Source organism: Leucobacter holotrichiae, assembly GCF_055791005.1.
The window spans coordinates 620,540-641,632 of sequence record NZ_JBVUAC010000001.1 but is presented as its reverse complement, the minus strand read 5'-3'; the positions used below and the strand labels follow the sequence as shown (position 1 = coordinate 641,632).

Sequence of the window (21,093 nt, the reverse complement as noted above, 5' to 3'; positions counted from 1 at the left end):
TGGTGCCTCGTGTCAGCGAGTGAAACGAACCCCGCAGCGGCGGGCGGGGCCCAGCAGCCCGAGTCCGCCAACCCGATCACCCAGCAGGCGGCCGACGCCGCCGTCGACGCGGCGCTCGCCGCTTTCGCCGCGGTCGGCTCCCTCGCCGAGCTCAAGGCGGCCCGCACCGAGCACTCCGGCGAGGCCTCGGCGATCGCCAGGCTCAACGCGCTCATGCGCCAGGTGCCCAAGGACGAGAAGGCCGCGACCGGCAAACTGATGGGTCAGGCCCGAGGTCGCATCGAGGGTGCCTACAAGGGGCGCGAGGCCGAGCTCGCCGAGCAGGAGGCCGCCGAGAGGCTCGCAGCCGAGACCGTCGACGTCACCGCGGCCCCCGTGCGGCGCAGTACGGGCACGCGTCACCCGCTCGCCCAGCTGCAGGACGAGGCCTCAGACATCTTCATCGGCATGGGCTGGGAGATCGCGGAGGGGCCCGAGATCGAGCACGAGTGGTTCAACTTCGACGCGCTCGGCTTCGATCCCGACCACCCCGCCCGCGCCATGCAGGACACCTTCTTCGTCGAGCCGGCCGACCGGCACCTGCTGCTGCGCACCCACACCTCGCCCGTGCAGATCCGCGCCCTCCTCGAGCGCGAGCTGCCCGTCTACGTCGTCGCTCCCGGTCGGGTCTACCGCACCGACGAGCTCGACGCCACGCACACCCCGGTCTTCCAGCAGATCGAGGGCCTCGCAATCGACCGCGGGCTCACGATGGCGCACCTGCGCGGCACCCTCGAGCACTTCGCCCGGCAGATGTTCGGCGCCGAGGCGAAGATCCGTCTGCGCCCCAACTTCTTCCCGTTCACCGAGCCCTCGGCCGAGATGGACGTGTGGCAGCCCAATGCCAAGGGCGGCGCTCGCTGGGTCGAGTGGGGCGGTTGCGGCATGGTCGACCCCAACGTGCTGCTCGCGGCCGGGATCGACCCCGATGAGTACCAGGGCTTCGCGTTCGGCATGGGGATCGAGCGCACCCTGCAGTTCCGCAACGACCTCAATGACATGCGCGACATGGTCGAGGGCGATGTGAGATTCAACCGTCAGTTCGGAGGACTGGTCTAATGCGCGTTCCACTCAGCTGGCTCGGCGAGTTCGTCTCGCTGCCGTCCGATGCGACCCCCGAGCAGGTGCACGCCGACCTGGTGCGCGTCGGCTTCGAGGAGGAGTCGATCCGCCGCTTCGATGTGACCGGCCCCGTGGTCGTCGGCGAGGTGCTCTCGCGCGAGCCCGAGGAGCATTCGAACGGCAAGACCGTCAACTGGTGCCAGGTGCGGGTCGCGCTGCCGGGCGAGCGCGCCGCCGACGGCGGCGAGGACGTGCGCGGGATCGTCTGCGGCGCCCACAACTTCGACGCCGGCGACAAGGTCGTGGTGACCCTTCCCGGTGCCGTCCTGCCCGGCGGCTTCGAGATCGCCGCGCGCAAGACGTACGGCCACGTCTCCGACGGCATGATCGCTTCGGCGCGAGAGCTCTCGCTCGGCGAGGACCATGACGGCATCATCGTGCTCTCGAGGCTCGGGTTCGATCCCGACTCGCCCGAGCTCGAGGTCGGCAGCGACGCAAAGGCGCTGCTGGGGCTGGACCAGACCGCCGTCGAGATCAACGTGACCCCGGATCGCGGGTACGCCTTCTCGATCCGCGGGGTCGCTCGCGAGTACGCCCACTCGACCGGGGCCGAGTTCTCGGATCCGGCCTTCTCCCGCGAACCCGCTGCGGCGTCGGGCTTCCCGGTCACGATCTCCGATGAGGCCCCGATCCGCGGTCGGGTCGGCGCGACCGGTTTCGTGACCCGCGTCGTGCGCGGGATCGACCAGTCCCGCCCCACGCCCGCGTGGATGGTGGCCCGTCTGCAGCTCGCGGGCATCCGCTCGCTGTCGCTCGAGGTCGACATCTCGAACTACGTCATGCTCGAGCTCGGCAACCCGCTGCACGCCTACGACCTCGCTAAGCTGCAGGGCGGCATCACCGTGCGCCGCGCGGTCGAGGGGGAGACGCTCGTCACCCTCGACGGCCAGGAGCGCAAGCTGCACCCCGAGGACCTGCTGATCACCGACGATTCGGGCCCCATCGGGCTCGCCGGCGTGATGGGCGGCGAGTCGACCAAGGCCGACGAGAGCACGACCGACGTGCTCATCGAGGCGGCGACGTTCGACCCGGTGTCGGTCGCCCGCACGGCACGCCGTCACAAGCTGCCGAGCGAGGCCTCGAAGCGCTTCGAGCGCGGTGTGGATCCGCTCGTCGCTCGCGCCGCAGCGCAGCGCATGGTCGACCTGCTGGTCGAGCTCGCGGGCGGCACGGCCGACGAACTCGGCAGCGATATCGTGCCCGACTGGCAGGCTCCCGTGGTGCGCCTGCACACGTCGCGGGTGAACGCGCTGCTCGGCACCGATTACAGCGACGAGGAGATCCGCGGCGCCATCGAGATGATCGGCTGCACGATCTCGCTCGGAACCGCCGGCGATCCGGATCTGCTCTTCGTCACGCCGCCCAGCTGGCGCTCCGATCTCACCCGCCCGGCCGACCTGATCGAGGAGGTCGCGCGCATCGTCGGATACGACCGCATCCCCTCGCAGCTGCCCGTCGCCCCGGCCGGTCGCGGTCTCACCCGCGAGCAGCGCCTGCGCCGCCGCGCCGCCAACGTGGCAACCGCCGCGGGCCTCGACGAGGTGCAGAGCTATCCGTTCGTCTCCCGCGCCCAGCTCGACGCGTTCGGCGCCGGAGCGGAGGCCGCCGCTGCCGAGCCCGACGCTGTCGCCGCCGGGGCGAAGCGCTCGCCGAAGATCGATGCGGTGCGCCTCGCGAACCCGCTCGACGGCGAGGCGCCGTTCCTGCGCCGCTCGCTGCTGCCCGGCCTCGTGACGGCGGCGCAGCGCAACGTGTCGCGCGGCATGACCGACCTGGCACTGGTCGAGTTCGGCTCGGTCTTCGAGCCTCCGACGAGCTCGGAGCAGGCGACCGCCGCCGGCGCCGCTCTCGGCACCGATGCGGTGCCGCCTCTCGCCGAGCGTCCCTCCGACGAGGTGCTCGCGGAGCTGGACGCCTCCATCCCGCAGCAGCCGCGCCGCTCGGCGGGACTGCTGCTCGGCGATGCCGTCGCGAAGCAGCCGGGCGAGACGGCGCGGGCCTACGACTGGGCGGATGCCCTCGACGCGGCACGCACGGTCGCCGCAGCGGTCTCGGCCGAGCTGGTCGTCTCGCAGGGTTCGCACCGGGCCTTCCACCCCGGCCGCACGGCCGAGCTCGCGATCCGCGTCGCGGATGACACCGACGGCAACGAGGGCGGCCTCGAGGTCGTCGGCGTGGCAGGCGAGCTGCTGCCTGAGCTCGTCGCCGAGTACCACCTGCCCGGTCGAGTGGCGGCCTTCGAGCTCGATCTCGGGCGCATCATCGATCTGGCCCCGCGCGAGCCGGAGACCTCTCCGCTCTCGACCTACCCCGCGGCCACGCAGGATCTCACCCTCGTGATCGGCGAGGAGGTGCCGGCCGGCGACCTGCTCGCGGTCGTGGTCGCCGGCGCCGGCGATCTGCTCGAGGACGCGCGAGTGGTCGACGACTACCGCGGAACGGGCATCGAAGAGGGACAGAAGGCGGTCACGTTCGCGCTCCGCTTCCGCGCACCGGATCGTACGCTCAAGGCCGAGGAGGCGAGCGAGGCGAAACTCGCCGGTGTGGCGGCGGCAGAGCTCGCGTTCGGCGCGAAGCTGCGGGAGTAGAGGGGGCCGGTCGCGGAGCGGCCCGGCAGGGCCCTGGCTACAGCCGAACGGCGACCTCGGCTGTCGAGGGGCCACCGCACTCCTCGGTGCCTCCGGTGCGCTGCCACACCGGTGTGACCCTGATCTCGGCCTTGATCTCGCCGTCCGCGTCGAGGGCTCGAACGCGCAGGGGCTCTTCGAGGTATGAGAGCGGAGCCGTCCAGCGTGTGTCGTCACCCTCGACATGGGCGGCTTCGACTGACTGAACGTCGCAGCCGGCCCGACCGCAGACCAGCAATTGCGTCACCGGGTTGCTCGCGGCCTCATCGCCCTCGACGGCGATGAGGAGTGTCTGGGGATGTCCCACGGCGGTGCAGTACTGCTCCGTGTTCGTGCAGCCGGAAAGCAGCGTCGCTGCTCCGATCGCGCCGATTACCGAGAGCGCGGCCTGGATGGAGCGAACCGTGGAGGTCATGGACTGATCCTCTCAGGGCTCTCCGCGCTCCTGCATCGAGGCTCAGGGTCATGCTACGAGAGGACCTCCCACCCGGGGCAGACGGGCCGTTCGCCACTGTAGACCTCTCGCACCGATGTAGATCTCTCGCACTGTGTCAGAGATCTACATCGGTACGGGAGGTCTACACCGGCGGCAGGTGGGGACGCAGCCCTCGGGTTCCTCTGGGAAGGAAGACCGCGAGGAGGGCCGGCGCCGTTGTGCGTGTCGGTGGTCGCGAGGATACTGAGACCATCACCCCTGAGGAGGCGGCCATGTCAGTGCAGAAGATCATCCCCAACGTCTGGTGCCGAGGCAACGCGGAGCAGGCGGGAGCCTACTACGCCGAGGTCTTTCCCGGCGCGAGTTCCATCGTCGAGGCGCGGTATCCGAGCGAGGGTCTGCTCGACTTCCAGAGAGAACTCGCCGGCGAGCCGCTCACCGTGACGGTGCAGATCCCCGACCCGAGGGGAGTCGACTCGACGAGGTTCACGCTCATCAACGCGGGCGACGAGTTCTCTCCGAACCCCTCGATCTCGTTCATGATCAACTTCGATCCCCTCATGTTCGAGGGCGGTGAGGAAGCGGCGCGGGCGCGTCTCGACCTGCTGTGGCGCGGCCTCTCCGACGGCGGCACCGAGCTCATGGCGCTCGGCGAGTACCCCTTCAGCAGGCGCTACGGTTGGGTGCAGGATCGCTTCGGCGTGAGCTGGCAGCTCATGCTCACCGACCCCAAGGGCGACCCGAGACCGTTCATCGTGCCGTCCCTGATGTTCGGCGGGGCGGCGCAGAATCGTGCCGGAGAGGCCATCGATTTTTACACTTCGGTGTTCGAAGACGCCGAGCCCGGGGCGCGTTTCCCATACGGGGTGCAGACCGGGCCGGCGACGCCGGACGCGCTGATGTTCGGCGAATTCAGGATCGGCGAGCAGTGGTTCGCGGTCATGGATTCCGGCGTGGAGCAGTCCTTCTCCTTCACCTGCGGTATCTCGCTCGAGGTGCAGTGCGCCGATCAGGCCGAGATCGATAAGCTGTGGGTTGCCCTCTCAGCGGTTCCGGAGGCCGAGCAGTGCGGGTGGTTGGCGGATCGCTTCGGCGTCAGCTGGCAGATCGTCCCGGCGAATATGGGCGAACTGATGGCGCGGCCGAATGCCTACGCGAACATGATGAAGATGAAGAAGATCGTCATCGACGACTTCTGATCGGTCAGGGAACGCGTGGGGGCGGCATACGTGCCCACCCCACTGGGCGGGGACGAGCGGGGTGCTGAAGAGCGCGGCCGCTGCGGGTCGCGGCCGTGATGAAGGCGAAGGGGGAGTCGAGTGCGGGTGCGTGCCAGTTCGGTGAGTAAGGGTCCCGGAGGGCGAGCGCTCCCGGCGACCAGCGTGCACCTCTCGTCGGGCACCGCGGTGTTCGCCGGTGTCGAGACGGCGCAGCGGCCGACAGTGCTCGGTCTCATCGTCACGGGCCGCATGCGGCCCGACACGGGAGAGGTGACGATCGACGGCGTACCCGACGCGCGTGCGCTGCGGCGGCGGCTCGCGCTCGTCGACGCACCCGATGTGAGCGAGCCGCACGGCGACGTGCGCCTCGCAGATGTCGTCGCGGAGGAGCTGATGTTCGCGGGGCGCTCCCGCGGTCCGGTCTCGGTGCGGCGCGAGCTGGAGCGGTTGGACATCGCCGAGCGGGCTCGCACACCGATGGCGGATCTCGAACCCGGAGCGCGCGTGCGTGCGCTGTGCGAGCTCGCGCTCGAGCGTCCCGGGACGGAGGGGCTCGTGCTCGTCTCACCCGACAGGCACGGCGGCGATCCCGCTGAGTGGTGGGAGATCGCGTGCGAGCTCGCCGACCGGGGCGCTGCGATCCTGGTGATCGCGGGCCTCGCGGCCAGAGCCGCCATCGCAGCCGCTCCCGGCGGGTGGGGCACCGGGGAGGTGGCGAGGCTCGACGCCGAGCACCCCGCGCACGCACAGGGGGAGGAGCTCTCGTGAAGATCCTGCAGATGATCCGGTCCGAGTTCTCCCGGCTGTGGGCGACGCCCATGGCCCGCCTCGCCTTCGTCGCCCTGATGTGCGTGCCTCTGCTCTACGGCGGCCTCTATCTGTGGGCGAATCAGGATCCCTACGCCAAGCTCGATCAGGTGCCGGTCGCCCTCGTCGTGGCCGACGAGGGCGTGCAGCACGGCGACGCCCGCCGTTCCATCGGTGACGAGGTCGCGAAGAACCTCATCGAAGACGGCAGCTTCGACTGGAACCGGGTCTCGGCCCGAGACGCCGAGCGCGGCGTCGAAGACGGCGCCTACGACTTCTCGGTCACGCTTCCGAAGAACTTCACCGAGGCGCTCGAATCCTCCCGCGGCGACGATCCGCACCGCGCAGAGGTGCTCCTCACCACCAACGACGCCAACAGTTATCTCGCCTCGACCATCGGCGAGCAGGCGGTGAAGCAGATCCGCGAGCAGGTCGTACGCTCGGTGAACAAGGAGGCGGCGCGCGCGATGCTCGACGGTATCGCGGAGATCCGGACCTCCACGGTGCAGGCCCGCGACGGCGCCTCGAAGCTGGTCGACGGAGCCGGGCAGGCGCAGGACGGAGCGCATCAGCTGGCGCTCGGGGCCAACCAGGCTCACGCGGGCTCGACCGAGCTCTCGGGAGGTCTCGCGACGCTGCGAGACGCGACGGCCCAGCTGCCCTCCCAAACCGAGCAGCTCGCCGGCGGCGCCGCCCAGGTGGCCGCGGGCAACGAACAGGTCGCGCAGCTCGGACGCGAAGTGGCGGGGGCGAGCCAGCAGGCGCGCGACCGGCTCAGCTCCGACAGGGACGCGATTCTGAACGACCTCACCGCGGCCGGAGTGGCCCCCGAGGTGGTGTCCGCGGTAGCGGATCGGCTGGACGGCGTCGGCGGTGCGCTCGACGACGCGAACAGTCGCGTGCAGAGCACGAGCGCGCAGCTCGACACACTCGCCTCCGGCGCGCGTCAGGTCGCGGACGGGTCGCGGGCGCTCGCCGCCGCGAGTCCGCAGCTGGCCGCCGGTATCGCAACCGCCGCCGACGGCGCGACGCAGCTCGATGCCGGTCTCGGTGATCTCGCCACGGGGGCTCACGCCCTCGACGACGGGCTGGCACCTCTGGTGGCCGGCACCGAGCAGTTGCGCGACGGGCTCGCTGAGGGCGTCGAACGGATCCCCGACAGCAGCGACGAGCTGCGCGGCCGTCAGGCGGCGAACATCTCGGATCCCGTCGATCTGCGCACCGAGAAGGTGACCTCCGCAGGGACCTACGGCGCGGGGCTCGCCCCCTTCTTCGTCAGCCTCGCCGCCTGGATCGGCATCTACGCGCTCTTCCTGATTCTGAAGCCCGTGTCGAGGCGCGCGGTGACGGCGCTGCACGCGCCCGTGCGAGTCGCGGTCGCGGGTTGGGCGACGCCCGCTCTGCTCGGAGCGGTGCAGATGCTGGCCCTGTTCGGGATCGTGGCAGGGTCGCTCGGGTTCCAGGTCACGCACCCTCTGCCGGCCTACGGGCTCATGGCGCTCGCCTCCGCGACCTTCGCCGCGATCATCCTGGCGCTCAACGTGTGGCTCGGCAGCGTGGGCCAGTTCCTCGGGCTCGTGCTCATGGTCGTGCAGCTCGTGACCGCCGGAGGCACCTTCCCGTGGCAGACGCTGCCAGCGCCGCTCGCGGCGCTGCACCACTACCTGCCGATGTCGTTCGCGGTGGACGGGTTGCGGCAGCTGATGTACGGCGGCGACCTCGGTCACGCGGGGGTCGACGCGGTGAAGCTCGCGCTCTTCCTGGTGGCGGCGGTGCTGCTCGCGGCGCTCGGTGTGGCGCGGATGATGCGCTCGCGCACGCTGCGGGACCTGCAGCCCAGCCTCATCGGGTAGGGGGTCCGGAGGATCCGTCATTCTGACCGCGCCTTGGCTTATGTATACATAAATGCCGGTGAATGCCGAGATGTTTGCATAACTATCCATTTTGTGTATACGCTAGCCATGTGAGTGTGCAGCCGATCCGCGCCAGTGACCGGGCCTACGCGGCCCTGCTGGAGGATATTCAGAGCGGCGCGCTGCCTCCCGGCTCCGTGATCGGAGAGGTCGAGCAGGCCGAGCGGCTCGGGGTCAGCCGCACCCCGATGCGCGAGGCGATCGGTCGCTTGTCGGCAGACGGTCTCGTCCGACAGCAGTCCCCCCGGGTGCTCGTGGTCACCGGTTTCGACGCCGACGATATCCGCGAGCTCTTCGAGGCACGGCGCGCGCTCGAGGAGACGGCGGCACGGCTGGCGGCGCGACGCGGCGATCCCGCGGTCTTCGCGGCGCTCGCCGCGGACTTCGCCGCCGCCCATCCTGAATCGGGGGAGGTCGCGGCCGACGACTACTACGGGCTCATCGCCCGCTTCGACACGGAGATCGACACGGCGGTCGATAACGCCTACCTCATCAGCGCCCTGCGCACGGTGCGCACCCACCTCGCCCGTGCGCGCCGCATCGCCCGAGACAACCGCGACCGTCTCGCCGCCTCGGTCTCCGAGCACGCTCTGATCGCCGATGCGATCGCCCGGGGCGATGCCGAACTGGCCGCGCACGCCACTCACGTGCACCTCCACAACGCCCTCAGCTCGATCCTGAGCTCGATCGGCAAGCCCTCCCAGGAAGGACCGCAATGACCGTCACCCATCACGTCCGCGTGTACAAGAGCGAAGAAGATCTCCCGCGCGAGCAGCAGCTCGCCTGGAAGATCGCGGAGGTCGCCGTCGACCCCGTCGAGGTCGAGCCCGAGGTCGTCGACATGATCATCAACCGGATCATCGACAACGCGTCGGTCGCCGCGGCGTCCCTGAACCGCGGCCCGATCGTCGCCGCTCGCGCTCAGGCCCTCTCGCACTCGGTCTCCAAGGGCGGTCAGGGATCCGCGATCTTCGGCCTCCCGAGCACGGGGGACCGGGCTGAGAAATCCAGCCCCGAGTGGGCGGCCTGGGCCAACGGCGTCGCCGTGCGCGAGCTCGACTACCACGACACCTTCCTCGCGGCCGAGTACTCGCACCCCGGCGACAATATCCCGCCGATCCTCGCCGTCGCCCAGCACGCAGGCAAGGACGGGGCGGCGCTCGTGCGCGGCATCGCGACGGGCTACGAGATCCAGATGGATCTCGTCCGCTCCATCTGCCTGCACAAGCACAAGATCGACCACGTCGCCCACATCGGCCCGTCGGCGGCCGCCGGCATCGGCACCCTGCTCGGCCTCGACGCCGAGACGATCTACCAGGCCGTCGGGCAGGGGCTCCACACCACCACGGCGACCCGCCAGAGCCGCAAGGGCGAGATCTCGACCTGGAAGGCGCACGCCCCCGCGTTCGCCGGCAAGATGGCCGTCGAGGCCGTGGACCGCGCGATGCGCGGCCAGACCTCGCCGAGCCCCATCTACGAGGGCGAGGACGGCGTGATCGCCTGGATGCTCGACGGCCCCGACGCGTCGTACGACGTGCCGCTGCCCGCTCCGGGAGAGCCCAAGCGCGCGATCCTCGACAGCTACACCAAGGAGCACTCGGCCGAGTACCAGGCCCAGGCGTGGATCGATCTGGCCCGCAAGCTGCACGGGGAGCGCCCCGAACTGGCCGATCCCGCGAACGTCAAGGCGATCGTGCTGCACACGAGCCACCACACCCACTACGTGATCGGCTCGGGCGCCAACGACCCGCAGAAGTACGACCCGAAGGCGTCGCGCGAGACGCTCGACCACTCGATCCCGTACATCTTCGCGGTCGCGTTGCAGGACGGCGGCTGGCACCACGTCGACTCCTACGCGCCCGAGCGCGCCGGCCGCGCCGACACCGTCGAGCTGTGGAACAAGATCACGACGGCCGAGGACGCCGAGTGGACGCGTCGCTACCACTCGGAGGATCCCGACGAGAAGGCCTTCGGCGGCCGGGTCGAGATCGAGCTCGCGAACGGCGAGAAGATCGTCGACGAGATCGCCGTCGCCGACGCCCACCCGCTCGGCGCTCGGCCCTTCGCCCGCGAGAACTACATCCGCAAGTTCCGCATCCTCGCCGAGCCCGTGCTCGAGGAGGCCGAGATCGAGCGCTTCCTCGAACTCGTGCAGCGCCTGCCCGAGCTCACCGCCGACGAGGTGCGCGAGCTGAACATCGTCGCCGCGCCGGGCGTCATCGACCTGGCGGCCGCTCCGAAGGGACTGTTCTGATGCTGTACTCCAAGACCACTCCGGCCGAGAAGCGCCGGCTCTTCCGCGATCGCCTCGCGAGCGGCGAACTGCTGCGCTTCCCCGGCGCGTTCAACCCGCTCTCGGCGCGGCTCATCGAGCGCAAGGGCTTCGACGGCGTCTACATCTCGGGTGCCGTGCTCTCGGCCGACCTGGGGCTGCCCGACATCGGCCTCACGACCCTCACCGAGGTCGCCGGGCGCGGTGAGCAGATCGCCCGCATGACCGACCTGCCCGCGATCATCGACGCCGACACCGGGTTCGGCGAGCCCATGAACGTGGCGCGCACCATCCAGACGCTCGAGGACGCGGGCCTCGCGGGCACCCACATCGAGGACCAGGTCAACCCGAAGCGCTGCGGCCACCTCGACAACAAGTCGGTCGTCGACGAGGCCACCGCCGCCAAGCGCATCCGTGCCGCGGTGGACGCCCGCCGCGATCCGAACTTCCTCGTCATGGCGCGCACCGATATCCGCGCCGCCGAGGGGCTCGACGCCGCGGTCGACCGGGCGAAGGCCCTCGTCGACGCCGGCGCCGATGCGATCTTCCCGGAGGCCATGCGCACTCTCGAGGAGTTCGAGGCGATGCGGAAGGCGCTCGACGTGCCGATCCTCGCGAACATGACGGAGTTCGGCAAGAGCGATCTCTTCTCGTCGCAGCAGCTCGCGGACATCGGGGTGAACATCGTGATCTGGCCGGTCTCGATGCTGCGCATCGCGATGGGGGCGACGGGCCGCGCGCTCGATACGCTGAACGAGGAGGGGCACCTCACCTCGAAGCTCGACGAGATGCAGCATCGCGCCGATCTCTACGAGCTGGTCGATTACGAGGAGTACAACCACTTCGACACGAGCGTCTTCAATTTCACCGTCGAGCGCTAGCGCCCGACGACGGGCCACCGGACCCGGCCCTCGGTTCCGTCTCGCCCAATCGGAGCCGGGGGCCGTATCATCGCAGCAATCGTCGCCAGCAAGGGAGCGAATATGACGGAAACCGAGATCAAGAAGGGGCTCGCCGGAGTCGTCGTGGACTACACCGCGGTCTCGAAGGTCAACCCCGAGACCAACAGCCTGCTCTACCGCGGGTACCCCGTGCAGGAGCTCGCCGCGACGCAGCCGTTCGAGGCCGTGGCCTACCTGCTCTGGCACGGCGAGCTGCCCACCGAGCAGCAACTGGCCGAGCTGCGCGCGCGTGAGCGCGAGCACCGGGCGCTCGCAGACAACGTGAGGGCCGCGATCGATCTACTGCCGCTCGAGGCGCACCCGATGGACGAGGTGCGCACGGCCGTGAGCGTGATCGGCGCCTCGGATACCGCGGGCGGCGGCTCGGTGCTCGACGCCTCCGGTAGCCCGGAGCAGAACCTCGACCGCTCGATCCGCCTCTACGCCGCGCTGCCGGCGATCGTGGCTTACGGGCAGCGCCGCCGCCGCGGTGAGGAGCTCGTCGAGCCTCGCGACGACCTCGACTACGCGGCCAACTTCCTGTGGATGACGTTCGGGGAGGATCCGGATCCCGTCGTCGTCGACGCCTTCAACCGCTCGATGACGCTCTACGCGGAGCACTCCTTCAACGCTTCGACATTCACGGCCCGCGTGGTGACCTCGACGCTCTCCGACCTCTACTCGGCGGTCGTCGCGGCGATCGGCGCGCTCAAGGGGCCGCTGCACGGCGGCGCCAACGAGGCCGTGATGCACATCTTCGCCGAGATCGGCTCCGCGGCGAACGTCGTCCCCTGGCTCGACAAGGCGCTCGCGGAGAAGCGCAAGATCATGGGGTTCGGCCACCGCGTGTACAAGAAGGGCGACTCGCGCGTGCCGACGATGAAGGCGGCGCTCGACACGCTCGTCGAGCACTACGACCGGCCCGACGTGGCCGAGCTGTACGCGACGCTCGAGAACGAGTTCGTCTCGCGCAAGGGCATCTACCCGAACCTCGACTACCCGTCGGGGCCGGCGTACAACCTCATCGGCTTCGACACCCTCACCTTCACGCCGCTGTTCATCGCGTCGCGCGTGACGGGCTGGACCGCGCACATCATGGAGCAGGCCGCCTCGAACGCGCTGATCCGCCCGCTCTCCGCCTACAACGGTGCGGAGGAACGCCATATCGAGGGCTACGTCCCCACCGCGGAAGAGATCGCGGCGGCGGAGAGGGAGGCCGAGGCGGGCTGAGCGCCCGCGGTAACGTGGGGTGCGGATCCGATGCGGGATCCGGATCCGCACCCGCCGATCGAGGAGCAGCAATGACCGAGTACACCACCATCCTGACCGAGACGCGGGGCCGCGTGGCGACCGTCACCCTGAACCGGCCCGAGGCGCTGAACGCCCTGAACTCGACGCTGGTGCGCGAGCTCATCGACGCTGCGCTCGGCTTCGACGCCGACCCCGGCATCGGTGCCATCGTCATCACGGGGTCGGAGAAGGCCTTCGCCGCCGGCGCGGACATCAAGGAGATGGTCGATCACGGGTACGCCGAGATGCACCTCGGCGGCCCGTTCCCGGGGTGGGGCGGGTTCGAGCGCATGCGCACGCCCGTCATCGCCGCGGTGGCCGGCTTCGCGCTCGGCGGCGGCTGCGAGCTCGCGATGATGTGCGACATCATCATCGCGGCCGACACCGCGAAGTTCGGGCAGCCCGAGATCAACCTCGGGATCCTGCCCGGCTTCGGCGGCTCGCAGCGCCTGCCCCGCGCGATCGGCAAGTACAAGGCCGCCGAGATGGTGCTCACGGGGCGCATGATGGGCGCCGAGGAGGCTGAGCGGAGCGGCCTCGTCTCGCGGGTGGTCCCGGCTGCGGACCTGCTCGACGAGGCGGGGAAGACGGCCGAGGTGATCGCCTCGAAATCGCTGCCCGCGGTGTACGCCGCCAAGGAGGCGCTGCAGGCCGCGCAGGAGACGCCGCTCGCGGAGGGACTGCGGTTCGAGCGGCAGGCCTTCGCCGCAGCGTTCGCCACAGAAGACCAGAAGGAGGGCATGCGCGCCTTCGCCGAGAAGCGCTCGCCCGAGTTCAAGCACCGGTGAGGCGCGCGCCCGGCCCCCGGCGCGCCGCCGCCGAGAACGACTGTTTCGGCGAGACCGACGCTTCTCGCGCCTCTGAAACAATCGTTCTCGCTGAAAGCACCGTGCTCGGTGCGACCCTGAGGGGAACGCGCGAGCCCGCGGCAGGTGCCAGAATAGACGGGTGACGACGGAGGGCGTGCGATGACCTATTCAGTAGCGGTAGCCGGTGCCAGCGGATACGCGGGAGGCGAGCTGCTGCGTCTGCTCGCGGCGCACCCGGAGTTCGAGATCCGCACCGTGACCGGACACTCCAGCGCGGGTCGGCCGCTCATCGAATCGCAACCCCATCTGCGCTCGCTCGCCGACCTCGTGCTGCAGCCGACCGAGTCCTGGGTGCTCGACGGTCACGACATCGTGTTCTTCGCGCTGCCGCACGGCGCCTCCGGTGAGCTCACCGCGCAGTTGCAGGACGTCCGGCTCGCCGTCGACTGCGGCGCGGACCATCGGCTCACCGATGCCTCGGACTGGGCCGAGTTCTACGGCGGCGAGCACCACGGCGCCTGGACCTACGGCGTCCCCGAGCTGATCGTGGCCGAGCTCGCGGCGGACGGCACCCCGATCTGGACGAGGCAGCGGGAGCATCTGGCCGGCGCGACGCGGATCGCGGCTCCGGGCTGCAACGCGTCGACCGTGGCGCTGTCGCTCGCCCCGGGCATCGCCGCGGGCGTGATCGAGCCGCGGGACATCGTGAGCGTGCTCGCCGTGGGCCCGAGCGGCGCGGGCAAAGCTGCGAAGACCCACCTGCTCGGAGCCGAGCTCATGGGCACCGCGAACCCCTACGCCGTCGGCGGCACGCATCGGCACATTCCCGAGATCCGCCAGGCGCTGCGCGGCGCCGGAGCCGCGGAGGAGCCGACGATCAGCTTCACCCCCGTGCTGGTCCCGATGAGTCGGGGGATCCTCGCGACCTCGACAGCGCGGATCGCTCCCGGCGTCTCCGCGCAGCAGGTGCGCGACGCCTGGGCCGACGCGTATACCGCCGAGCCGTTCGTGCAGCTGCTGCCCGACGGCGTCTTCCCGCGCACCGCCGACACCCTCGGCGCGAACACGTGCCTGATGGGCGTCACCGTGGACGAGGCGGCGGGCCGCGTCGTCGTCGTCGCGGCGCTCGACAATCTGGCCAAGGGCACGGCGGGGGCCGCGATTCAGTCGGCCAACATCGCCCTCGGCATCCCCGAGACCACCGGACTGTCAGTGAATGGAGTCGCACCGTGACCGTCACCACCCCAGCAGGATTCAGATCGGCGGGCATCGCCGTCGGCCTCAAGAGCACGGGCAAGCCCGACCTCGCCCTCGTCGTCAACGACGGCCCCGCACCGGCGAGCGCGGTCGTCTTCACCAGCAACCGCGCGCAGGCGAACCCCATCCTGTGGAGCCGCAAGGTCGCCCTGAACGGCCCCGCCCGCGCCGTCATCCTCAACTCGGGCGGCGCGAACTGCTTCACCGGCGACTTCGGCTACGAGACCGTCCGCCTCACCGCGGGAGCCGTCGCCGAGGCGCTCGGGGAGCCCGACGCGGAGCGGATCCTCGTCTGCTCGACCGGCCTCATCGGCACCGGCGACCAGACCTTCCGCGACAAGATCGTGAACAACGTGCCGGCGCTCGCCGCCGCGCTCGCCGCCGACGACACGACCGCGCCCGCCGCGATCCTCACCACCGACTCCGTCGAGAAGACCGCGGTGCACACGGGGGACGGCTGGACGATCGGTGCGATGGCGAAGGGCGCGGGCATGCTGGCACCCGGCCTCGCGACGATGCTCGTCGTGATCACCACGGACGCGCTGCTCGACGACGAGGCGCTGGATCGAGCGCTGCGGCGGGCCACGGGCGCGAGTTTCGACCGTCTCGACAGCGACGGCTGCATGTCGACGAACGATCAGGTGACCCTGCTCGCGAGCGGCGCCTCGGGTGTCACTCCCGACGAGGACGCGTTCGGCGACGCGCTCGCCGCCGTCTGCGACAGCCTCGCCGCGCAGCTGCAGGCGGACGCCGAGGGGGCGAGCCACGACATCGACATCGAGGTGCGCGGCGCGGCGAGCGTCGACGACGCGATCGAGGTCGGCCGATCCGTCGCGCGCAACAACCTCTTCAAGGCCGCGATCTTCGGTAACGACCCGAACTGGGGCCGCGTGCTTGCCGCGATCGGCACCACGGAGGCCGCATTCGACCCCTACGTCGTCGATGTCAGCTTCAACGGCGTGCGCCTCTGCCACGCCGGCGCCCCCGACCGCCCGGTCGAGGAGTGCGACCTGACGCCGCGCCGCACGCGCGTCGAGATCGACCTGTTCGCGGGCGAGCACACCGCCACGATCCGCACCAACGACCTCACGCACGACTACGTCCACGAGAACAGCGCGTACTCCAGCTGAAGAACGGAACCCCATGACCACGACCACGAGAACCGTCGACCACGAGCAGGCGTCAGCGAAGGCGCAGGTGCTCATCGAGTCGCTGCAGTGGCTCAAGAAGTTCCGCGGCAAGATCATGGTGATCAAGTTCGGCGGCAACGCGATGGTCGACGATTCGCTGCTCGCGGCATTCGCCGAGGACGTCGTGTACCTGCGGCACACGGGCATCCTGCCCGTGGTCGTGCACGGCGGGGGCCCTCAGATCAACGCGATGCTTGCGCGGCTCGGGATCGAGAGCGAGTTCAAGGGCGGCTACCGGGTGACCACCCCGGAGACGATGGATGTGGTGCGCATGGTGCTCACGGGCAAGGTGAACCCTGAGCTGGTCGACGAGATCAACGCGCACGGTCCGCTCGCGGCCGGTACGACGGGAGAGGACGCGGGTCTGTTCATCGGCCGTCGCCGGCCGCCCGTCGAGGTCGACGGGGAACTGGTCGACCTGGGCCTCGTCGGCGACGTAGCCGACGTGCGACCCGGGCCGGTGCTGGCGCTGCTCGAAGCCGGGCTGATCCCGGTCGTCTCCTCGATCGCACCCGACATGGACCGCCCGGGGGACTCGCTCAACGTCAACGCCGACGCAGCGGCTTCCGCCCTCGCCGCTGCGCTGGGCGCCGAGAAACTGGTGATCCTCACCGATGTCGCGGGTCTCTACGCGAACTGGCCCGACCGCGACTCCCTCGTGTCGAGCCTCTCGGCGTCCGAGCTCGAGGAGTTGCTGCCGAGCCTCGAGTCGGGCATGATCCCGAAGATGCGCGCCTGTCTCGACGCGGTGCGGGGCGGGGTGCCGAAGGCCGCGATCATCGACGGTCGCGAGCCGCATTCGGTGCTGCTCGAGATATTCACGGAGCGGGGGATCGGCACCGAAGTCACCCCCTGAGGGCGCGGGGGTGAACAGCGGCGCAGTGGCCGGGCGGCGGGCGCTGCGCCCGCCCGATGCGTGGTGGATCGCCGCCGGCGCGGCGGCGGCGCTCGCCCTGTTCGCGTGGCGGACGACGGGGGCGGCCTCGTGGTCGTGGCAGTGGTCATGGGTGCTCGGGGCGGTCGGCTACGCGGGATTCGGCGCGCTGTCGGTCGTGCTCGCGATCGTCGATGCGCGCACGCTGCGCCTGCCGAACCGCCTGGTGCTCGCCGCGGGGGCCTGGCTGGCGGCCTGGCTGGTGCCCGCGGCCCTGAGCGTCGGCGAACCCGCGAGGGTCGGGTGGGCGGCACTCGCGGCCCTGCTGTTCCTCGTGCTCTTCGCGGGGCTCTGGCTGTGCTCGGGGTCGGCGTTCTTCGGTGGAGGTGATGCGAAGCTCGCGCCGATCTGCGGGTTCGCGGCCGCCTGGATCGACCTCGGTGCGGTACTGATCTTCCCGTTCGCGGTGGCGGTGGCGACGCTTCCCGGGCTGGTGTTCGCCCTGCGCAACCGCGAACGGCAGCTGGCGTATGGGCCGTCGCTGCTCGTCGCGGCGTGGCTGGCCATCGCCTTCCCCTCCGAGTGGGTGCTGTAGCGCTCGCCGGAAGGACCCGCGGAAGCATCCGGTATGGCGGGCCGGACCGGAACCGGTTGTCGCTTATCACCCGCTGCACCCGCCCACAAGCCCTTTCCGGCGTCCCTGTCGATGCGTAGAGTAAGCGATGACAGAACTGCGGAGATGGAGTGTGTCATGACTATTCGACGTATCTGGATCGCCGGTGCGGCGATCGCGGCTCTCGCCCTGGCGGGGTGCGGCTCCGGCGGCAGTGGCGGAGGCGGCGGGGATGATGCCGCAACGGGCGATTTCGAGGGTGAGTCCCTCAACGTCGTCGCCGCGTGGTCGGGCGCCGAGCAGGAGAACTTCGAGGCCGTGCTCGACGAGTTCAGCAAGCGCACGGGCGCGAAGGTGACCTACACGAGCTTCGGCGACAACGGCCCCACCTATATCCAGGGGCAGCTCGAGGGTGGAACGCCCCCGAACGTGGCGGTGCTCGGGCAACCTGCGCTCATGCAGTCGCTGGCGCAGAACGGCGACATCGTGCCGGTGGCCGACGGAGTGCGGTCGGCGGTCGAGGAGAACTACGCGCAGGATTGGATCGACCTCGGCAGCGTGGACGGCGACCTGTACGGTGTGTGGTTCAAGGGCGCGAACAAGTCGACCGTCTGGTACAACGCCGATATCTACGATGAGGCGGGTGCGACGGAGCCGGAGGATTGGGACGACTTCATGACCCAGCTCGGACTGGTGAGCGACGCGGGTTACGCGGGCATCTCGGTCGGAGCCGACGTGGGGTGGCCGCTGACCGACTGGTTCGAGAACGTGTACCTGCGGACGGCCGGGCCCGAGAAGTACGACCAGCTGACCAAGCACGAGATCCCCTGGACCGATGAGTCGGTGAAGGAGGCGCTCGGCGTGCTGGGCGAGCTGTGGGGGAGCGACCTGGTGCAACCCGGCGGCGACCAGCGCGACTTCCCGACGAGCGTGACCGAGGTCTTCGGTTCCGATCCGCAGGCGGGCACGGTCTTCGAGGGCGACTTCGTTGCCGGCAACATCGCGGCCGACGGCAACTCGACCGTTGGTGAGAACGCGCTGTTCTACGACTTCCCGTCGGTGAACGGGTCGGCGCCCTCGGTGGTGGGCGGCGGTGACGTCGCCGTGCAGTTCGACGACGGTGAAGCGACGACGGCGCTCATGGAGTTCCTCGCCTCGCCCGAGGCGGCCGAGATCTGGGTGCCGAACGGCGGCCTGACCTCGCCGAACGGCGCGGTCGACACCTCGCTCTACCCGGACGACGTCTCGCGTCAGATCGCGGAGGCGCTGACGGGAGCCGAGGAGCTGCGGTTCGACATGTCCGATCTCACGCCGAGCGCGTTCGGCGGCACCCCGGGACAGGGGTTCTGGCAGGAGATGATCTCGTTCTACCAGGATCCGAGCGACATCGACGGCACGGCGCAGCGCCTCGAGGACGCGGCCGCCAAGGCCTACCAGTAAGGCGGCGATCGCCATGAGCCGCACCGCGACGGTGCCGGTGCAGCTCCGTGGCCGCGGGCGAGGAGCCCGCGGCCACGGCCGCACCCGGCGCTGGCTGCTCGTCGCCTCGTTCCTCGGGCCCGGCCTCCTCGTGCTCGGAGCCCTCGTCGTGTATCCGATCGTGTACACGGTCGTGCGCTCGTTCTTCGACAAGAGCGGGGCCTCGTTCGTGGGCTGGCAGAACTACGTCACGATGTTCACGAACGACACGACGTTCACCGCGATCCGCAACAACCTGATGTGGGTGATCGTGGCCCCGGTGACGGTGACGATCATCGGACTCGTCTTCGCGGTGCTGGTCGACAAGCTCGGCTGGAAGACGGCGTTCAGACTCATCGTCTTCATGCCGATGGCGATCTCGATGCTCGCGGCCGGGGTCATCTTCCGCGGCATGTTCCAGGAGAGCCCGCAGCTCGGCGTGGTGAACGCCGCGATTGTGGGCGTGCAGAGCGTGTTCGGCGATCAGTCGAGCTATCCGGGGGCGAAGCCGCGCGACGGCTTCGGCATCGAGTCCGAGAAGGGGATCATCGCGACGAGCGCGCCGGTGGAGGCGGGCGCGACGCAGAACTTCCCCCTCACAGGGGTCAAGCAGAGCGAGCTGCCCGAGACGCTCGTCGACGCCGAGGAGGCCGCCGAGCCGGGGAGCACCGAGATATCGGGCACCGTTTTCCTCGACGTCATCAGGGGCGGCGGGGGCGCCGACGGAGAGATCGAGAAGGGGAAGAAGGGGCTCGAGGGTGTGCGCGTCGACGCGGTGGACGCGGACGGCTCCATCCGGGGCTACGCGACGACCGGTGCGGGTGGCGTCTACACGATCCAGGGCCTCGATGCCGGAGAGAGCTATCGGATCGCGCTGCCCGCGGCGAACTTCGACGCGGGGGCGCAGGGCGTCTCGTGGCTGAGCGCGTCGTTCATCAACGTCGTGGTGATCCTCGCCTACGTCTGGATCTGGGCCGGCTTCGCCATGGTCATGATCGCGTCGGGGCTGTCGGCGATGGATCGCTCGCTGCAGGAGGCGGCACGCACCGATGGCGCGAATGAATGGCAGGTGTTCACCCGCATCACGGCGCCCCTGCTGGCGCCCGTGCTGGTCGTCGTGTTCGTCACGCTCATCATCAACGTGCTGAAGATATTCGATCTCGTCTACGTGATCCCGCCGGGCGCATCGAAACCCGCCGCGAACGTCATCGCGGTCGAGATGTGGACGGTGTCGTTCGGCGGCGGCAGCAATCAGGGACTCGGATCGGCCCTCGCGATCCTGCTGCTCGTACTCGTGCTGCCGTCGATGATCATCAACGTCCGCCGGTTCAGAGAGGAGAGGAGTCGATGAGCGCCGCATCCCTTCCCCGGAAGCCTCGGGCAGGTCGCAGCATCGCGAGGATCGCGAGCCGCGGTGTCGTCAACGCGATCCTATTGATCGTGGCCGTCTTCTGGCTCGTGCCGACTCTCGGCCTGCTGCTCACCTCGTTCCGCAGCGCGGGGGACAACGCCTCGAGCGGCTGGTGGACCGTGCTCACGAAGCCGGCCGAGCTCACGATCGAGAACTACGCGAACCTGCTCTCGAACCCCGTCATCACGGGGTCGTTCTGGAACACGATCGTGATCGCGCTGCCGACTACGCTGCTCGTGGTCGTCATCGGCGCGCTCGCCGCCTACGCGTTCGCCTGGCTGCACTTCCCCGGTCGCGACTGGCTGTTCATCGCCGTGATCGTGCTGCTCGCGGTGCCGCTGCAGGTCGCCCTGATCCCGCTCGCCAGATTGTTCGGGGCGCTCGGGATCTTCGGCAGCGTGCTCGGTGTGATCCTGTTCCACACGGCCTTCGGTCTGCCGTTCGCGATCTTCCTGCTGCGCAACTTCTTCATCCAGATCCCGGAGGAGATGCTCGAGGCGGCCCGGATCGACGGCGCGAGGGACTGGCGGATCTTCTTCCAGATCATGCTGCCGCTCGCACTGCCGGCGATCGCCTCGCTCGCGATCTTCCAGTTCCTGTGGACCTGGAACGACATGCTCGTCGCGCTGATCTTCACGAATACCGACTCGCAGCCGCTCACGGTGGCGATCCAGTCGCAACTGCGTCAGTTCGGCGCGAACATCGACGTTCTCTCAGCCGGGGCCTTCCTCTCGATGCTGGTTCCGCTGGTAGTGTTTTTCGCGTTCCAGCGATACTTCGTACAGGCACTGCTGGCGGGGTCGCAGAAGTAGCT

The 21,093-nt window shown here is 69.8% G+C and carries 18 protein-coding genes; 17 read left to right on the top strand and 1 reads right to left on the bottom strand.

What is annotated here, in order from left to right; translation table 11 throughout:
* The first annotated feature begins 9 nt into the window (after positions 1-9).
* Both pheS and pheT read left to right on the top strand, forming a co-directional pair.
* A complete protein-coding gene (gene pheS, locus AC0KXF_RS02985) occupies positions 10-1,098 on the top strand; it encodes a phenylalanine--tRNA ligase subunit alpha (protein WP_473107777.1) in 1,089 nt (362 codons plus the stop codon).
* Positions 1,098-3,749 (top strand): phenylalanine--tRNA ligase subunit beta, encoded by a 2,652-nt coding sequence (gene pheT / locus AC0KXF_RS02980; RefSeq protein ID WP_473107776.1) that lies wholly within the window; start codon positions 1,098-1,100, stop codon positions 3,747-3,749. The genes pheS and pheT overlap by 1 nt, the downstream gene beginning before the upstream one ends.
* 37 nt (positions 3,750-3,786) lie before the next feature.
* Here pheT and AC0KXF_RS02975 read toward each other — a convergent pair whose 3' ends face one another.
* Complete coding sequence (locus tag AC0KXF_RS02975; RefSeq protein WP_473107775.1) at positions 3,787-4,203, bottom strand: hypothetical protein; 417 nt, start codon at positions 4,201-4,203, stop codon at positions 3,787-3,789.
* A gap of 293 nt (positions 4,204-4,496) precedes the next feature.
* Here AC0KXF_RS02975 and AC0KXF_RS02970 point away from each other — a divergent pair, with 293 nt between their 5' ends.
* The 15 genes from AC0KXF_RS02970 (at position 4,497) to AC0KXF_RS02900 (ending at position 21,091) form a co-directional block, all read left to right on the top strand.
* A complete protein-coding gene (locus AC0KXF_RS02970) occupies positions 4,497-5,423 on the top strand; it encodes a VOC family protein (protein ID WP_473107774.1) in 927 nt (308 codons plus the stop codon).
* A 141-nt stretch (positions 5,424-5,564) separates the two neighbouring features.
* Complete coding sequence (locus AC0KXF_RS02965) at positions 5,565-6,212, top strand: hypothetical protein (protein ID WP_473107773.1); 648 nt, start codon at positions 5,565-5,567, stop codon at positions 6,210-6,212.
* Entirely contained in the window at positions 6,209-8,104 is a 1,896-nt protein-coding gene (locus tag AC0KXF_RS02960) for a YhgE/Pip family protein (protein ID WP_473107772.1), read from the top strand. The genes AC0KXF_RS02965 and AC0KXF_RS02960 overlap by 4 nt, the downstream gene beginning before the upstream one ends.
* 125 nt (positions 8,105-8,229) lie before the next feature.
* Entirely contained in the window at positions 8,230-8,883 is a 654-nt protein-coding gene (locus AC0KXF_RS02955) for a GntR family transcriptional regulator (RefSeq protein ID WP_473107894.1), read from the top strand.
* Positions 8,880-10,418, top strand: coding sequence for an MmgE/PrpD family protein (locus AC0KXF_RS02950; RefSeq protein ID WP_473107771.1), 1,539 nt, complete (start codon positions 8,880-8,882; stop codon positions 10,416-10,418). Before AC0KXF_RS02955 ends, AC0KXF_RS02950 begins: the two co-directional genes overlap by 4 nt.
* Entirely contained in the window at positions 10,418-11,317 is a 900-nt protein-coding gene (gene prpB / locus AC0KXF_RS02945; RefSeq protein ID WP_473107770.1) for a methylisocitrate lyase, read from the top strand. Before AC0KXF_RS02950 ends, prpB begins: the two co-directional genes overlap by 1 nt.
* 102 nt (positions 11,318-11,419) lie before the next feature.
* On the top strand, positions 11,420-12,607 hold the full coding sequence (locus AC0KXF_RS02940; RefSeq protein WP_473107769.1) for a bifunctional 2-methylcitrate synthase/citrate synthase: 1,188 nt from the start codon (positions 11,420-11,422) through the stop codon (positions 12,605-12,607).
* Between the two features lie 71 nt (positions 12,608-12,678).
* Complete coding sequence (locus AC0KXF_RS02935) at positions 12,679-13,455, top strand: enoyl-CoA hydratase (RefSeq protein WP_473107768.1); 777 nt, start codon at positions 12,679-12,681, stop codon at positions 13,453-13,455.
* A 180-nt stretch (positions 13,456-13,635) separates the two neighbouring features.
* A complete protein-coding gene (argC, locus tag AC0KXF_RS02930; protein WP_473107767.1) occupies positions 13,636-14,709 on the top strand; it encodes an N-acetyl-gamma-glutamyl-phosphate reductase in 1,074 nt (357 codons plus the stop codon).
* Positions 14,706-15,863, top strand: a complete 1,158-nt coding sequence (gene argJ / locus AC0KXF_RS02925) for a bifunctional glutamate N-acetyltransferase/amino-acid acetyltransferase ArgJ (RefSeq protein WP_473107766.1) — start codon at positions 14,706-14,708, stop codon at positions 15,861-15,863. The genes argC and argJ overlap by 4 nt, the downstream gene beginning before the upstream one ends.
* A gap of 13 nt (positions 15,864-15,876) precedes the next feature.
* A complete protein-coding gene (gene argB / locus AC0KXF_RS02920; RefSeq protein ID WP_473107765.1) occupies positions 15,877-16,779 on the top strand; it encodes an acetylglutamate kinase in 903 nt (300 codons plus the stop codon).
* A 10-nt stretch (positions 16,780-16,789) separates the two neighbouring features.
* On the top strand, positions 16,790-17,392 hold the full coding sequence (locus tag AC0KXF_RS02915; protein WP_473107764.1) for a prepilin peptidase: 603 nt from the start codon (positions 16,790-16,792) through the stop codon (positions 17,390-17,392).
* Positions 17,393-17,548: 156 nt separating this feature from the next.
* A complete protein-coding gene (locus AC0KXF_RS02910) occupies positions 17,549-18,850 on the top strand; it encodes an ABC transporter substrate-binding protein (RefSeq protein WP_473107763.1) in 1,302 nt (433 codons plus the stop codon).
* Between the two features lie 13 nt (positions 18,851-18,863).
* Positions 18,864-20,219 (top strand): carbohydrate ABC transporter permease, encoded by a 1,356-nt coding sequence (locus AC0KXF_RS02905; protein WP_473107762.1) that lies wholly within the window; start codon positions 18,864-18,866, stop codon positions 20,217-20,219.
* A complete protein-coding gene (locus AC0KXF_RS02900) occupies positions 20,216-21,091 on the top strand; it encodes a carbohydrate ABC transporter permease (RefSeq protein ID WP_473107761.1) in 876 nt (291 codons plus the stop codon). Before AC0KXF_RS02905 ends, AC0KXF_RS02900 begins: the two co-directional genes overlap by 4 nt.
* Positions 21,092-21,093: the final 2 nt, after the last annotated feature.